This window comes from Mycolicibacterium septicum DSM 44393 (assembly GCF_000455325.1).
In the GTDB taxonomy this organism is placed as follows: Bacteria; Actinomycetota; Actinomycetes; order Mycobacteriales; family Mycobacteriaceae; genus Mycobacterium; species Mycobacterium septicum.
On record NZ_HG322953.1, the window covers coordinates 576,719 to 592,548 of the forward strand.

The 15,830-nt window shown below is 68.5% G+C and carries 14 protein-coding genes; 8 read left to right on the top strand and 6 right to left on the bottom strand.

The genetic code is table 11. The annotated features are described in order from the left end of the window. The 7 genes from TX88_RS35435 to TX88_RS29570 form a co-directional block, all read left to right on the top strand. Positions 1 to 516 (top strand): flavin reductase family protein (locus TX88_RS35435; RefSeq protein WP_244438704.1); only part of this gene is annotated, 516 nt, incomplete at its 5' end. Positions 517 to 609: 93 nt separating this feature from the next. Continuing rightward, complete coding sequence (locus TX88_RS29550; protein WP_049925510.1) at positions 610 to 1,791, top strand: PucR family transcriptional regulator; 1,182 nt, start codon at positions 610 to 612, stop codon at positions 1,789 to 1,791. A 220-nt stretch (positions 1,792 to 2,011) separates the two neighbouring features. Beyond that, complete coding sequence (locus TX88_RS34410; protein ID WP_162563232.1) at positions 2,012 to 2,236, top strand: zinc ribbon domain-containing protein; 225 nt, start codon at positions 2,012 to 2,014, stop codon at positions 2,234 to 2,236. A gap of 27 nt (positions 2,237 to 2,263) precedes the next feature. Then, on the top strand, positions 2,264 to 3,520 hold the full coding sequence (gene fmdA, locus TX88_RS29555) for a formamidase (RefSeq protein WP_044523379.1): 1,257 nt from the start codon (positions 2,264 to 2,266) through the stop codon (positions 3,518 to 3,520). Positions 3,521 to 3,634: 114 nt separating this feature from the next. Next, positions 3,635 to 5,221 (top strand): serine/threonine-protein kinase, encoded by a 1,587-nt coding sequence (locus tag TX88_RS29560; protein WP_044523384.1) that lies wholly within the window; start codon positions 3,635 to 3,637, stop codon positions 5,219 to 5,221. A gap of 111 nt (positions 5,222 to 5,332) precedes the next feature. Beyond that, a complete protein-coding gene (locus tag TX88_RS34750; RefSeq protein WP_049925513.1) occupies positions 5,333 to 7,954 on the top strand; it encodes a PLL family lectin in 2,622 nt (873 codons plus the stop codon). A 145-nt stretch (positions 7,955 to 8,099) separates the two neighbouring features. Continuing rightward, positions 8,100 to 8,678, top strand: a complete 579-nt coding sequence (locus tag TX88_RS29570) for a hypothetical protein (RefSeq protein WP_044523387.1) — start codon at positions 8,100 to 8,102, stop codon at positions 8,676 to 8,678. Between the two features lie 61 nt (positions 8,679 to 8,739). On the opposite strand, the gene TX88_RS29575 is transcribed toward TX88_RS29570, so the two are convergent. Next, on the bottom strand, positions 8,740 to 10,335 hold the full coding sequence (locus TX88_RS29575) for an adenylate/guanylate cyclase domain-containing protein (RefSeq protein WP_244438705.1): 1,596 nt from the start codon (positions 10,333 to 10,335) through the stop codon (positions 8,740 to 8,742). 154 nt (positions 10,336 to 10,489) lie between these two features. On the opposite strand from TX88_RS29575, the gene TX88_RS29580 reads away from it, so the two are divergent. Next, the gene (locus TX88_RS29580) at positions 10,490 to 11,317 is read left to right on the top strand and encodes a universal stress protein (protein ID WP_044523390.1); all 828 of its coding nucleotides are present in this window, start codon (positions 10,490 to 10,492) and stop codon (positions 11,315 to 11,317) included. On the opposite strand, the gene TX88_RS29585 is transcribed toward TX88_RS29580, so the two are convergent. From TX88_RS29585 to TX88_RS29605, 5 genes are all read right to left on the bottom strand, one after another. Beyond that, entirely contained in the window at positions 11,314 to 11,553 is a 240-nt protein-coding gene (locus tag TX88_RS29585) for a DUF1918 domain-containing protein (RefSeq protein ID WP_044523395.1), read from the bottom strand. The two genes, TX88_RS29580 and TX88_RS29585, sit on opposite strands and share 4 nt — an antisense overlap. Positions 11,554 to 11,670: 117 nt before the next feature. Beyond that, positions 11,671 to 12,411: an SDR family NAD(P)-dependent oxidoreductase gene (locus TX88_RS29590; RefSeq protein ID WP_044523397.1), complete on the bottom strand. Its 741-nt coding sequence runs from the start codon at positions 12,409 to 12,411 to the stop codon at positions 11,671 to 11,673. A gap of 3 nt (positions 12,412 to 12,414) precedes the next feature. Next, positions 12,415 to 13,980 (bottom strand): dipeptide ABC transporter ATP-binding protein, encoded by a 1,566-nt coding sequence (locus TX88_RS29595; RefSeq protein WP_044523400.1) that lies wholly within the window; start codon positions 13,978 to 13,980, stop codon positions 12,415 to 12,417. After that, positions 13,977 to 14,858, bottom strand: a complete 882-nt coding sequence (locus TX88_RS29600) for an ABC transporter permease (protein WP_044523403.1) — start codon at positions 14,856 to 14,858, stop codon at positions 13,977 to 13,979. The genes TX88_RS29595 and TX88_RS29600 overlap by 4 nt, the downstream gene beginning before the upstream one ends. Beyond that, positions 14,855 to 15,796: an ABC transporter permease gene (locus TX88_RS29605; protein WP_044524312.1), complete on the bottom strand. Its 942-nt coding sequence runs from the start codon at positions 15,794 to 15,796 to the stop codon at positions 14,855 to 14,857. The genes TX88_RS29600 and TX88_RS29605 overlap by 4 nt, the downstream gene beginning before the upstream one ends. Positions 15,797 to 15,830: the final 34 nt, after the last annotated feature.

Consider the following 15,830-nt stretch of genomic DNA (forward strand, 5'->3'; position numbering starts at 1 on the left):
GCCGCCATGGCCTTTGCCGACCGCCTGGCCGGCATCGACGGGGTGTGGCTGATTCCGCAGGACGAGATGGGGTTGCCCGACCTCGCCGGGTTGTTCGCCGGCAGTCCGGCCGGGACCCATGTCTACTGCTGCGGTCCGGCGCCCATGCTGGCCGCCGTCGCCGACCTCAGCGCCGGCTACCCGGATGTCGAACTCCACGTCGAGCGGTTCGCCGGTGCAACCGCGGCGCCCACCGGAGGGTTCGGTGACGGCGCCTTCGAGGTGGAGCTGGCGCGCACCGGTGCCACGGTCGTGGTCCCGCCGAACAAAAGCGTGCTGGAGGCGGTTCTCGACGCGGCCCCCGACACCGCGTTCTCCTGTACGAGTGGATTCTGCGGTACGTGTGAGACCAAGGTGCTCGCCGGCGAGGTCGACCATCGCGACGATCTGCTGACCGAGGCCGAGCGGGCCGCCAACACCTCGATGATGATCTGCGTATCCCGTTCTCTCGGTGGGAAGATCACGCTCGACCTGTGAGAACACGTTCATGGCTCTAAACTCCGCAGCCATGAACGTCCCCGCAGAAGTGTTCCGATGTCCGTCAATGACCCGCTAGCGGACGAAGGCTGTATGACCGTAGAGGTGACGCCGCACGACGGCACCGTCCTGCTCAGGGAACTGCTGGCCCAGCCGAGCCTGCACGTCGACACCCTGACGCCGATCCGCGATCTCGACCGGCCGATCCGCTACGTGTACCCCACCGAACTCGTCGACCCGTCGCAGTATCTGTCGGGGGAGGAGCTGATCCTCAGCATCGGGGTGCCCGTAGCCGATCAGCCGGACGATTCGATCCGGCGCTACGTCGAGACCCTGAGCCGGCGGCGGGTCACCGCGCTGCTGGTGGGGCTGGGGGATCTGTTCGACGAACCTCCTGCCGCACTGGTGCGGGCCTGCCTCGACCTGGACCTTCCGCTGCTTGCCCAGCATGCCGCGGTGCCCTTCCGGCGGATCGTGGACTGGGCGGATTCCATGCGGATCGCCGATCGCGAGGTCGGAACCCGCGAACGCGATCTGGGGTCGATACTGCGCTGGTTCGTGGCCGGAACCCTGGGCGTCGGTCCGGTCGAAACCGCGCTCGCCGAGTGCGGCCTGGCCGGGAGCCCGGTGGCGGTGTGTGCGTTCACCACGGATGTCCACACCCAGGTGCACGAGCTCGTGGACCGGCACCTCGGCACGGTCGCGGTGCTCGATGACCGCATCGTCGCGCTGTGTGCCCAGACCGAGGAGTTCGCGGCCGAACTGGCCGCCTCCGATCTGGTGTGCGGTGTGGCCATCGCTCCAGATCCACAGTCCATGGTGTACGCGATCCCGGAGGCGCTCGAAGCGTTGCGTGAGGGGATTCGCTGGCGGCGCTCGGTGCACATCGAGGAGATCGCCACGCTGGACGGACTGCTGGCGGCGGTGCCGAAAGTTCGGCTCGTGCCCTTCGTCCACCGGCTCCTGGTGCCGTTGGTCGACCACGACAAGCTGAACAACGGCTACCTGGTTTCGTCCCTGGAGGCCTTCCTGGCGCCGGACAACGACATCTCGACCGCCGCGAGCCACTTGTACGTGCACGTCAACACATTGCGCAACCGGTTGGCCAAGGTCGCCGAGCTCACCGGTGCCAACCCCCTCGACGAAACCGACCGGACCAATTTCCGGATCGCGTTGTGGGCGGCTCGGAACATGGGCATGGGCGTCGCCGATACGGCTAAGCCGGTGCACGACAAGGTGATTCAACTCGCGCGAGCATCTCATACCCGGCCGTGATCCCGCCCGGGCGCCGGCTGGGTCGGCGGCCGAACTGTAGAGATCTACAGCCTGACTGAGCTGCGGTGTTTTGTTGTCCAACTGCTCTGCCGAGCCGGACGTTCGTCGGTAGTGTGACGTTTGTCGACAGAGCAGCTCCCGGCAACGTTAAGGAAACCTGTTGGTTCTCTACGAATTTCGGTGTGCGTCAGGTTGCGGCGTCACGAAGAAGATGTTCTCGATGAGTGTTCGTCCGGACGTGATCGACTGCCCGGACTGCCGGGGGCCGGCACGCAGGACCATCGCGGCGCCGAACCTGGGCCGCGGCGGCTCGACCGCCATGGCGCTGCAGGACACCACACGAGCGTCGGCCGACCGTCCCGCCGTGGTGGCCGGACCGCCACGGGGCGGCCGGCGGCAGAAAGTCACCACTAACCCGCTCCATCAGAAGTTGCCCCGTCCCTGAAGTCCTGAAGTCTGCGAAGGAGGATCAATGCCCGACGTCGTATTCCCGCTCGACTCGACCAAGAAGTTCACCGATCAGGAGAAGCTGGGCCACAACCGGTGGCACCCCGACATCTCGGCTGCGGTGACGGTCAAGCAGGGCGACTCGTTCCGGGTGCACTGTCGCGAATGGTTCGACGGTGCCATCGTCAACGACGATTCGGCCGACGACATCCTCAACGCACCGCTGACGACGGTGCACGTGCTCTCCGGCCCGATCGCCGTCGAGGGCGCCAAACCGGGCGATCTGCTCATCGTCGACATCCTCGACGTCGGCCCCATCCCACAGGAGGATTCCGGGCCGCTGGCCGGCCAGGGCTGGGGCTACACCGGCATCTTTCCCAAGCTCAACGGTGGCGGCTTCCTCACCGATCAGTTCCCCGACGCCTACAAGGCGATCTGGGACTTCTCCGGGCAAAAGGCCACCTCACGGCACGTACCGCACGTGGAGTTCACCGGCATCGTGCACCCCGGGCTGATGGGGACCGCGCCCTCGACCGGGCTGCTGGCGAAGTGGAACACCCGCGAGGCCGCACTGATCGCGACCGATCCCGATCGGGTACCGCCGCTGGCCCTGCCGCCCGAACCGCGCGACGCGATCCTCGGCGGACTGACCGGGGACGCCTTCACCAAGGCCGCCGCCGAGGCGGCCCGCACCGCGCCGCCGCGCGAGAACGGCGGCAACCAGGACATCAAGAACCTCACCACGGGCAGCCGGGTGTTCTACCCGGTGTTTGTCGACGGGGCGAACCTCTCGGTCGGCGACCTGCACTTCTCCCAGGGTGACGGCGAGATCACCTTCTGCGGCGCCATCGAGATGGGCGGCTTCATCGACCTGCGCGTCGACGTCATCCCGGGCGGCATGGAGACCTACGGTGTGAGCGAGAACGCCATATTCATGCCCGGCAACACCGATCCGCAGTACTCCGAGTGGCTGGCCTTCTCCGGCACCTCGGTCACCCTCGACGGTGAGCAGCGTTACCTGGACTCGCACCTGTCCTACCAGCGGGCCTGCCTGCACGCGATCGACTACCTGACCAAGTTCGGCTACAGCCCCGAACAGGCCTACCTGCTGCTCGGTGCCGCGCCGATCGAGGGCCGCCTGTCCGGTGTCGTCGACATCCCGAATGCCTGTGCGACGGTGTACATCCCGACGGCCATCTTCGACTTCCCGGTCGCACCCTCGGCCGGCGGGCCCGTGCAGATCGACCCGGGTATGGGGGCTCCGCACTCGTCGTTCAACTGACACTTCCGGACACCGCTCGGAGCGGGCCGGGCCGCGGTCGAACTATCCTCGTCACCGAGACGACCGCTGCCCGCCCCGACCCGAGGGCTTGGTGCAACCGGAAAGGATCGCGCAATGACCCCGCCCCCTGGTGCCTCGCGCCTCGGCACCCGGTTCGGACCCTACGAGCTGAAATCGCTGATCGGTGTCGGTGGAATGGGCGAGGTGTACCGCGCCTACGACACGGTCAAGGAACGCATGGTGGCGGTCAAACTGCTGCGCACCGAGATCGCGGCAGACGCGAGCTTCCAGGAGCGGTTCCGGCGTGAGTCCCGGGTGGCGGCGCGGCTGCAGGAACCGCACGTGATCCCGGTGCACGATTTCGGCGAGATCGACGGTGTGCTGTACATCGACATGCGGCTGGTCGAGGGCGCCAGCGTCAAGGAACTGCTGCGGACCAACGGCCCTCTTTCCCCGGCGCGGGCCACTGCGATCGTCACGCAGGTGGCCGCGGCGCTGGACGCCGCGCACGCCGACGGTCTGGTGCACCGCGACATCAAGCCCGAGAACGTCCTGCTCACGCCTGACGACTTCGCCTATCTGGTGGACTTCGGCATCGCCCACGTCGGGGGCGAGGCCAGCGTCACGATGACGGGCGTGCTGATCGGGTCGAGCGCCTACATGGCGCCGGAGCGGTTCTCCGGCGGCCCGGTCGGACCGGCCGCCGATGTGTACGCCCTGACCTGCCTGCTCTACGAGATGCTGATCGGCCGGCCACCGTACGAGACGGGCGACCTGCGCCAGCTGATGAGCGCCCATATGTTCTCCCCGGCACCCCGCCCGAGCATCATGCGCCGCGGCATCCCGCGCGCATTCGACGACGTCGTGGCCAAGGGCATGGCCAAGGACGCCGTCGACCGCTATCCCAGCGCCGGTGAACTGGCCAAGGCCGCCCGCGACGCGGCCGGTTCCAGTGCGGCTCCCGCATCGCCCCCGCCGCTGCTGCCGCCCACTCCGGCGCCCGAACCCGCCCCGCCGCGGCTCACTCCGCAGCCGCAGCCGCAGCCGCAGCCGCAACCTCAGCCGCAGCCGCCGTCACCGGGCACCCGTGAGTTCTCGTCGATCTACCCCAACCCGAACCACACCGGCTACACGCCGTACCCACCGCCACCGCCCCCGCCACAGGCTCCGGCGCGCAAGCCTCGGTTCAGCCGGGCCCAGCTCACCTTGATCCTGGTGTCGGTGGGCCTGTCCGGGATCGCGGCTGTGTTGGCCGCGGTCCTGGCCAGCGGCGGCGACGGCGCCTCCACCCATGAGACGCTGACCGCGCCGACCCCGCCGAGCGCGACATCCGAGGCGCCGACGACGACCACCACCACGACAGGGTCGGCGACGGCCAACGTGAGCGGCACCGACGACCAGGGCTTCGTCGACCACACCGCGCGGTGCCCCGCGGGCAGCACCCCGGCCGCCGTGATCCGGACCGCGTCCTCACTGGCGGTGATCTGCCAGACCGGCTCCGACAGCTTCTCCTACCGCGGTGAGCGGCTCAGCGACGGCGCCAACCTCCAGATCCCCACCGCCGAGCGGTCCGGCAATGGCTTCGTGGCCGTCAACCCCGCCGACGGTGCGCGCTATGAGGTGGGACCCGACGGTCTCACCATCAGCAGCTACGGCAAGGTCGATTCGTCGGAACCGCCACTGGAGTACGGCGAGCGCTGAAAAGCAGCGTTTGATGCCGGGATTCGAGTAGCGCGCTACGCTACCGACCGCGGCCGCCCCGCTGAACGATTGTGCAGGTCAGCAATCACACGGGCGAAGGGGTTCGCGCACATGGCAACTCGTACCTTCCACGGAGTCGTCACCACACCTTCCGGAACGCCGTTAGGCGGATGGGTCGATGTCGACGTCAGCGACAACGGCGACTACCACGTGAAGTTCCATATGCACAGCAGCAGCATCCTCGGCGACTTCGATTTCAATCTGCGCGCCTACCTGACGGCCCCGGGATTCCCGACGATGGCGTTCATCAAGAGCGGACACGTCTCCGGCGTCGACAGCTGGAATCACGAGGAGAACGGCCACAGCCCGCTGCTGGCGCTCTACTGGTCCAAACTGGACAACCAGGCCACCTACGGCGTCGCCAAGGAATACAAGTGGGGCGGTGTCGTCGGCACGCTCACCGAACTGGTCGGCGACATCCTCGATGTGGCTGCCGGTGCCGTGGGCAGTGCACTGGGCGTGGTGATCGGAGCCACCCGCGAGGCGATCGACTGGATGGGCGCCACCCTGGGGCCGGGCGGAACGCTCGGGGTCATCGGGGGAGTTGTCGTGTTCGCGGTGTCGGCCGTGGCGGGTGCGGGGATCGGAACCGCACTCATCCTCGGTGTGGTGGCGGGGGTGGCAATCGGCGCCGTCACGAATGCGCTGATCAAGTTCCGGCCGCTCAACTCCACCGAAATCGCCTTTGCCCGACAAGTGTTCGGCAACTCACTGCCGTACCAAGACGTGATCATCACCAATCTCGCCGGGCTCGGCGATCGAGCCTTCACCGCTCCGGGCGTTGACGGCAAGACGTATCTCAACATCGGGCGGGCCTACGACAATCCGCTGGGTACCGGTGGCGATGGCTATCCCCGGCCGGGTCAGCTCCTCATTCACGAACTCACCCACGCCTGGCAGATCGCGCATACCGGATCGCTGCCGGGCCTGATGTGCAGCGGCATGGTGAATCAGGCGAATTTCATCCTGGGCGACAACGTGTATCAGTACGGCCCGCCAGGGCGGGCCTGGTCAGAGTTCAACGCCGAACAACAGGGTGCGATCGTCGATCAGTGGTTCGGCGGAACCGGACCCAGTTCCCGGTACAAAGAGGCCGACCAGGAGAACCCGTACTACCGCTACATCTGGAACGACGTCATCAACCATCTGCCGCCTGACGAAGCCCGGGCCAACCTCCGCGCCACCGCATCCTCGGCGCTGAATGTCGTTTCGCGGGAGCCGCTCAGCCTGGAATTGTTCTGGGCGAACACCAGCAAGGCGATCGGATCGCAGTGGTGGACCGGTGCGGCGGGAGACAGCTGGGGCGATCACAGTCCGATTGACGTCGTGGCGCCCGGAGCGGTCGCGGCCGGTGCGGCGGTCACCACGGTCGCCCGCACGCCGGGCAATCTCGATGTGTTCTGGGTCGCGGCCGACGGATCCGTCATGACGCAGTGGTGGGCGGCGGCACCCGACGGTGGATGGACCGAGCACGGTGGCGCGTTCCCGATCGCACCGGCCGGCTCGGCGAGTCCCGGAGCGCCGATCGCGGCGGTCGCGCGGACCGCCGACAACCTCGACGTGTTCTGGGTGCGGCCCGATGGCGCCGTCGCCAGCCAATGGTGGGCGGGCTCGCCCGGAGCGGGTTGGGCTGACCACGGCGCGTTCAACATCGCGCCGCCCGGCTCGGCGGAGAAGGGTTCGGCGGTCGCCGTCGTGGCGCGCATGCCCGATCATCTCGATGTGTTCTGGGTGACCAGAGATGGTGGGGTCGGATCGAATTGGTGGACTGCGGCCCCCGGAGCGAGCTGGGCCGATCACGGGTCGTTCAGACTTGCGCCCGCCGGATCCGCGCGGCCCGGGTCAGCGCTGACCGTCGTGGCCCGCACGCCGGACAACCTCGACGTGTACTGGGTGACCCCCGACGGCGCGGTCGCGTCCAACTGGTGGTTCGGCGCCCCGGGCGCGAGCTGGGCGGACCACGGCTGGTTCACCATCACGGCACCGGGGACGGTGGCGGCCGGCGGCGGCATCACCGCAACCTCTCGCACCCCGAACAATCTGGATGTGTTCTGGGTCGCGCCCGACGGTTCGATCGGCACCCAGTGGTGGCATGCGGCGGTCGGACACAGCTGGGCTGACCACGCCCCGTTCGCGATCGCCCCCGCCGGGTCGGCGGCGCCCGGGTCGGCGCTCGCCTCCGTCGGACGGCTTCCGTCGCACCTGGACGTGTTCTGGGTGCGGCCCGACGGCGCGATCGGGACCCAGTGGTGGGATGCCGCACCGGACCAGGGGTGGAACCATCAACCGTTCGCGGTGACACCGCCTGGGATTGCCGCCGTTCCGCCGGCAGGTCCGGCCCCGGAAGCGGTGGTGGACCGGCTGGACGCGCTGGGCGTGGATTTCAGCGTGCCGGGTGGCGACCTGGCCGACTGGCTGCAGAACCCCGAGTTCACCCCGTATCCGGCGATCTCGGAGGCTCTGCAGAAACTGTTGAGCGGCAAGCATCTTCGCAAACCGGTGTACCTCGACGTGATCGTCTTCAACTACGAGTCGACTCCGGGCGTGCCGTCGCCGCGCCGGGTGCAGGACGTGCGGATGCCGGTACTGGAAGCCGCGGTGGTCCAGGGCCACAATGTCCGCTACGACGAGGCGGTCACCAAGTTCGCCGACCTGCTCGTGCCCGCCGTGTGACCGCGACGTAGCCGGCTACCTCAATTCCGAACGGGCATTTGTGAATTGGAGTAGCCGGCTACGCGTGTCCGTGGGCTGGGCAAACCGTCAGGCTGGCCACAGGGCACCCATTCGAGGCGGCCATCGAATAGACAAGGACACGAACATGACCATCGCCAGTGAGAAGACCAACGGGAAATCCACTACGACGCCTTTCGCCGGCCGGCGCAGTATCCGGGCCTACCGGGCCGGGACGTTCGTCTTGATCGTCGCCGAGGGCGATCTGCCGACGCCGGGATTCGACGTCGACATCGAGCAGGATCCGATCCGGATCTTCCCTCCGCATTTCGATCTGCTCGCGATCCCGCGCAGTGGCATCTGGCCGCAGATCGTCACGCCCTACCGGTACGCCGAGTTCGTGCGCTACCAGCAGGACATCTCGACCATCACGGTGCACCACGCCGACGGGCAGGACGAGATCGAGATCGAGGAGCCTGCCAGCGGCCTCCATCAATTCGCCGCGCTGCCTCCGGTGGCTGTGGATGACTCGGACGAAGCCATCGGTACCTCGTCCAATCTCAGCTTTGACGAGGCATTCCGTGCGGCGCTCGGCAATCTGCCGTACCGCGAGCCCGGCCATCCGGACGAACAGACCAGGGTCGAGGTGCTGGAGACAGCGGGATTGTTCGGCGGCATCGCCGGATCACATGAGCTCTACGTACGGGTTCGCCGGACGGTGATCTGACTGGCCGCTTGCGCGGATCCGGCCCCGCCCCAGCGGGTACCGCTGGGGCGGGATTCTCTCGTCAGGAAGCCGTTTTCACGACGCGAGCCTTTGCGGCAGCAGGGGCGTACACCGCGACCGGATTCGTCTTGCCCTTGAGGGCCAGGCCGGGCCGTGGCTCGAAATCGCCTCGGTCCCCGGTGAGTTGACTCAACGTCGCACCGGTGAGCAGCACGGTGTCGCCGGTCTGGCGGGTCGCGGTCTCGACCCGGGCCGCGACGTTCACCGCGTCGCCGATCACCGAGAACTCCAAACGCCCTGCGCCGCCGACATTTCCGGCCACCACGGGTCCGGAATTCAGGCCCACGCCCACCGTCAGGCTGCCGCTGAACTCCTCGTGCACCGCGTCGGCGATCTGCAGCGCGGCACCCAGCGCGTCATCGGCGTGACGGTCCTGGCGCCGGGGCGCCCCGAAAACCGCCATCAGGCCGTCGCCCGCGTACTTGTCGACGTGACCGCCGTGGTCGTGCACGATCGGAACGATCCGCTCGAACAACCGGTTCAGGGTCGTGACAACCTCGGTGGGCCGCAACCGCTCGGCGAACGTGGTGAAGCCGCGGACGTCGACGAACATCAGCGTGACATCCAGCTCCTGGGCCTCCAACGATCCGGCGGCGCACAGGATGTGTTCGGCCACATCGCGATCCACGTAGGTGCCGAACGCGGCGCGGATTCGCTCACGTTCGGCCAGGCCGGCCGTCATCGTGTTGAAACCGGCTTGTAGCCGGCCGATCTCGCTGGCGTCGTCGACCTCGACCCGGGCATTGAAGTCCCCCGCCTGCACCTCGGCCAGGGCCCGGCGCAGCGCGGTGACCCGTTCGGTGACCGAGCGGATGGCGATCAGGATCGCCAACAGCCCCACCACGATCGCGACCGCCACCAGGATCAGGATCGCCACGAAGGTGCGCTGGGCCCGGAAGCCGACGTCGGCCAGGTAACCGACCGCCAGCACCGCGATGCCGAACAGCGGAACCCCGGTGGCGAGCAGCCATGCCATCACCAGCCTGCGCCCGATCGTCTGCCCGAATCGCCGGTCCGGCGTTGCGCCGTCGAGGGCCCGGGCCGACACCGGCCGCATGACCCGCTCGACGATCAGATACCAGACCGCGCTCGTCGACGTGCCGCCCAGCGCCACCACGCTGAAGATGTACACCGCCGTGGACACCTGCTGGCTGAGCGCCAGGGACCCGAAGATCACCGCCCCGAAGCCCCATACGGCGGCCGACAACCGCACTGCCTCGCCCGAGGCGCCCAGCGTCATCCGCAGTTCGTCCGCGGTGGGTGGGCGGCCCTCGCTGAGCCAGGCGGTGCTGGCGGCGAACCGGTGCCGCCGGACCCGCAGCATCACCGGAACCGCGACCGCCAGGAACACGATCAGCACGGTGCCGCCGCGCATCAGCAGGGTTTGGGTGTCCGCCGGGCTCAACACGATGGGGGCCGCGAAGGCCAGGAAGACGCCGACGATCCCGCCGCCACCCGCGCTGACCACGGCCGCGCCCCACACCCACCGCTTGAACGTCTGATCACGAAGTTCGGCCCCGGCAGTGGCGGTGCCGGCTGCGGGGGCGGCCGCGATGGGTGTGTCGAGGTGTGCCAAGCCGTTGACGGTGGCGTCCATGAGCAGAGCTTGCGCGCATAAGCAGGGCGCTCGATAGGGTAGCGCGCTACCTGTTTCCTGCTCGGCGCCGTCAGCCGTCGGCGCGAACCCGATGGGTACCGCGAGCGGCCCTTTAGTCTGGAATCGGACGCACGGACGGAACAAGGGGACACACATGAAGGTAGTGCTCGGTTACGACGGGTCGCTCGCGGCCAATGCGGCGATCAGAAATGGTGCCGCGTTGTTCCCGGCCGCCGATGCGGTTGTCGTCTATCTGTGCACCCCGCCGTTCGGCAGCAAGGGTTTGCGCGCGCGGTTACGCCACTCGGCGCGCAACGTCGACGAGCTGATCGATCTGGTCGACCGGGAAAGCGACGGCGAGGCCGCCCGGCTGGTCGACACCGGTGTCACCCTGGCGCGGGCCGCCGGCTGGAATCCCGAGCCGCTGGTCAAGCGCACCTGGGCGGGGGAGGGCCTGGGGTTGGCGCAGGTGGCCGAACAACTCGAACCCGATGTGTTGATCGTCGGCGCCCGGGGGATCGGTGCCAGCGACTCGAAGCTGGGCAGTGTCTCGGACCTCGTGGTGCACCACGCGGCCCGCGCGGTGCTCGTGGTGTCCCAGAACATGATCTCGTCCGAATACGACGCGGTGGCCGATGGCCCGGTCGTGGTCGGCGTCGACGGCTCGGCCGGTTCGGAGCGCGCGCTGAGCGCGGCCCGAGCCCTGTTCCCGGCCCGCGAGGTGGTCACGGTCGGGGTGGACGACGGCAGCGCGGTCGACGTTGCCGCAGACCAGCCGGCACATCGTGTGCCGAGGTTCCGCGGGTCCGGCGCCGGTGCGACCGCTGATGCGTTGGTCGCCTTTGCCGAAGATCAACGGGCCGGGGTCGTGGTGGTGGGCTCGCGCGGCCGGTCGGGGCTGAAGAAGGTGCTGCTGGGCAGTGTGGCTGCCGCGACGCTGCAGCGCACGTACCGGCCGGTCCTGGTGGTGCCGGGCGGTTAGCCTCGGCGGCCGTGACGCTCTGCCGCGCGTTCGGCCGCACGGGAGTGCTCGGCGGCCGTGACCACGACCGCGTCAGGGCCGGGATAGACCGTCGCTTCGTGGCCGGTGACCAGCCACCGCACCACAAACGGCGGGGATCCGTCCTCGGTGCGCACCTCGAGGATCTCGGCGTGCTGTTCGTGCTGGTCGGTGGTGGTGCCTTTGACTACCAGGAAATCGCCGACGTGGGCTTTCATCGTCCGCTCCCTTCGCCGTACCCGGCGGACACTCCTATCGTGCGCGCGTCGGGCCGCGGAAGGAACCGTGCGGGGCGAAGATTCACCCGGGAACGCCGGCGCCGACCGCGGCGGTGCTCATCCCGCGGTCTTGCCCGCATCGACGATGTAGACCGCGCCGTGCACGGCGGCGGCGTCGTCACTGGCCAGGAAGGCGATGGTCTTGGCGACATCGGCCACGTCCATCATTCCGCGGGGCGCGGCGATCCTCAGGATCAGATTCCAGTCGGCGTCCTCCGGTGCGGCGAACTCGGTGGTCTGCGGGGTGAGCATGCCGCCCGGGCACACCACGTTGACGCGCAACCGCTCCGAGGTGAACTCGATGGCCAGGGCACGGGTGAGACCGACCAGGCCGTGCTTGGCCGCGCAGTATCCCGCCGAGTAGACCTCACCCTCGATTCCGGCGATGGACGCGACGTTGACGATGTTGCCGCCGGCCTCCAATAGGTGGGGCAGGGCCGCCCGGCACAGGAAGAACGGCCCGTTGAGGTTGACCGCGAGATCCTTGTCCCAGTCCTCGTCGGTGACCGACACGGTGTGGCGCATCTGGTGGAACCCTGCGACGTTGATCAGGGCGTCGAGGCGGCCGAACTTCTCGACGCACTGCGCCACCGCGTCCCGGCAGGCATCCGAGGACGAGATGTCCACCGAGGCGTACGCCCCGCCGGGCACGTCCTCGAACACCGTCGCCATCCGTTCGGCGTCGCGGGCGACACCGAACACCGAGGCGCCGCGGGCGGCGAACAGTTGGGCGACCGCCGCGCCGAGACCCGATGAGGCGCCGGTGACCAACGCGACCTTTCCATCCAGAGCAGTCATGGCTCACACCTTCTCACGCGGCCTCGCGGGCGGAACCGCGGCCAGCAGGGTGCGGGTGTAGGAGTGCTCGGGGGCGGTGAACAACTCGGCGGCCGGGCCGTATTCGACCACCTCACCGGCCCGCATCACCAGCACGTCGTGACACATCCGGTGCACGACTGCCAGATCGTGGGCGATGAACAGGTAGGTCAACCCCAGCTCGCGCTGCAACCCGGACAGCAGGTCCAGGACTCGCGACTGCACCGACACATCCAGGGACGCCGTCGACTCGTCGAGGATGAGCACATCGGGTTCGGTGGCCAGCGCCCGGGCGATGCTGACTCGCTGACGCTGCCCTCCGGACAGCTCGTGCGGGTAGCGCGACGCGAAATCGGCAGGCAGGCCGACGAGTTCGAGCAGCTCGGCCACCCGCGCGGCGCGCGCCTGGCGCCCTGCGGCCAGCCGGTGCACGCGCAGCGGCTCACCGATCGCGGCGCTGACCCGGGCCCGCGGATCGAGCGAGGCGAACGGATCCTGAAACACCAGGCTGATCCGCCGGCGCAGTGCGCGCCCGCCGGTCAACACGTCTTCGCCGTCCAGCGTCGCGGTCCCCGCCGACGGCTCCGCCAGCCCGGTGAGCGCGGCGGCCACCGTCGACTTGCCCGAACCCGATTCGCCGACGATCCCCAGCGTCGTCGCGCGCCGGAGCTGAAACGAGACATCCTTGACGGCATGCACCGGGCCGTACCGCACATCAAGCCCGTTGGCCTGCAACAGAACCGGTGCATCAGCCGGCGCGGGTTCGGGACCCGTGCCGTCGAGCAACGGGCGGGCCGCCAGCAACTCGCGGGTATAGGAGTGCTGCGGGTGGTCGAACACCTGCAGGATCGGCGCCTGCTCGACGGCCTCGCCGTCACGCAGCACGGTCACCTCGTCGGCCACCTGGCCGATGACGCCGAGATCGTGACTGATCCACACCACCGCGGTACCGAAATCCCGCTGCAGATCGGCCACCAGGTCGATGATCTGGGCCTGGGTGGTGACATCGAGTGCGGTCGTCGGTTCGTCGGCGATGAGCAGTTCCGGATCGCAGGCCAGGGCGATCGCGATCATCACCCGCTGGCGCTGCCCGCCGGACAGTTGATGTGGGTACGCATCGAGCCGATCAGGGGAAAGCCCGACCGCCTCGAGCAGCTCACCGGCCCGCACCCTGGCCTGCCGCCGCGTCATCTTGCGGTGTGCCTCAAGAGTTTCGGTGATCTGACGTTCCAGGGTCAGCAGCGGATTCAGCGACGTCCCGGGATCCTGGAAGACGAATCCGATCCGGCTGCCGTGCACGGCCCGCAGAGCCCGGGCCGAGGCGCCGATCAACTGGGACCCGCCGGCCAAGGCGCTGCTCCCGGCGACCACAGCACCCGGTGCGTCCAAAAGCCCCGTGGCGGCCAGCACCGTCATCGACTTGCCCGAACCGGACTCACCGACGATCCCGACGGTCTGCTCACGGTGCACCTCGAAGGACACACCCCGCACGATCTCGCGGCGACCGATCGTCACCCGGAGGTCATCGACCTTCAGCACCGGCTGATTCATCTGCGGCCTGCCCTTCTCGCCTCGATCGAGGTCCGCTGTTTCGGGTCGAGCACGTCGCGCAGACCGTCACCGAACAGGTTGAACGCCAACACCATCACGAAGATCGCCGCACCCGGGAACACCGCCATCCACCACGCCAGCGTGACGAAACCCTGGGCGTCGAAGATCATCCGGCCCAGCGACGGCTGTGGTGGCTGGATGCCCAGCCCCAGAAACGACAACGCGGCCTCGGCCAGGATCGCGAAGGCCAAGGACAGTGAGAGCTGAACGATCAACGGCCCGGCGATGTTCGGCAGGATGTGCCGGACGAGGATGTAGCCGTCGCCGGTGCCCATGCTCCGCGACACCGCGACGAACGGCTCCACCCGCACACCCAGCGCCGAGGCCCGGGCGACCCGCGCGAAGATCGGGATGTAGACGATCCCGATGGCCAGCATCGTGGTGGTGATGCCCGGGCCGAGGACCGCCACGATCGCCAGCGCGAGCAGCAACACCGGGAACGCGAACATGACGTCGACGACGCGCATCACCACGGTGTCGATCCAGCCGCCCCGATAACCGGCGAGCACACCGACCAGCACGCCGATCACCGCGGCCAGCGCGACGGAGACCACCGCGACCCGAAGCGAGGCCGCGATCGCCACCAGCACGCGTGAGAACACGTCGCGGCCGAGCTCATCGGTGCCGAACCAGTGCGCGGTACCGGGGCCTTGCAGCGCGCTGGGCACGTCGATGTCGTTGATGCCGTACGGGGCGATCCACGATGCGGACACCGCGACCACCAGCACCGCCAGCAGCACCGCGGCGCTGATCGCGGTCACCGGATTCGACAACAGCAACCGCCAGGATGCGACCCGGGAATCCTCGGTGGTGGTCATGACAGCCGGATCCTCGGGTCGACGATCGCATACAGCACGTCCACCAGCAGGTTGATCAGCAGGAACAACACGGCGATCAACAACACCGCACCCTGGATCACCGGATAGTCCCGTGCGGCAACCGAATTGAACACCAACCGGCCCAGACCCGGCCAGGCGAACACCACTTCCACCACGATCACCCCGCCCAGGATCGTGGCCAGCTGGATCCCGGTGATGGTCAACACCGGCAGCAGCGCGTTGCGCACGATGTGCCGGAAGGTGACCACCGGTGGCGCCAGGCCCTTCGACCGGGCGGTACGGACGTAGCCCATGGCGGCCACCTCCAGCACCGCCGAGCGCACGTAGCGCGTCATGATGGCGCCGGCCACCAGACCGACCGTCAGCCCGGGCAGGACGATGTGGCGCAGCCAGCCACCCGGATCTCCCAGCAGCGGGCGGTATCCCGAGGTGGGCAGCCAGCCCAGTGTCGAGGCGAACACGCCGATCAGCAGGATGCCCAACCAGAAATCCGGCACCGACACCCCGAACTGACTGGCGACCCGCACGATCGCATCACTGACCCGGCCCTCCCGCAGCGCCGAGAAGATCCCGGCGGGCAGCGCGATCACCAGGGCGATGAGGATGCCGACCACTCCGAGGGACAACGTGGCCGGCAGCCGGTCGAGCAGGGTCACGGTGACCGGGTCGCCGTTGCGGAAGCTGACGCCGAGGTCGCCGGTCAGTGCCGAGCCGAGGTAGGAGAAGAACTGCTCGACGATGGGCCGGTCCATGCCGCTGGCCGCGCGCAGTGCGTCGTAGGCCTGTGGGGTGTAGCGGGTGCCGAGTGCGATGCGGACCGGGTCTCCCGGCACCAGGTGCACCAGGGTGAACACCACGATCAGGACCCCGATGAGCACCACCGCCGAGTACAGCAGCCGCCGGGCCAGGAACTCCATGATCGGATGTTTGTCGCGGATCGTGCGCAAGGCC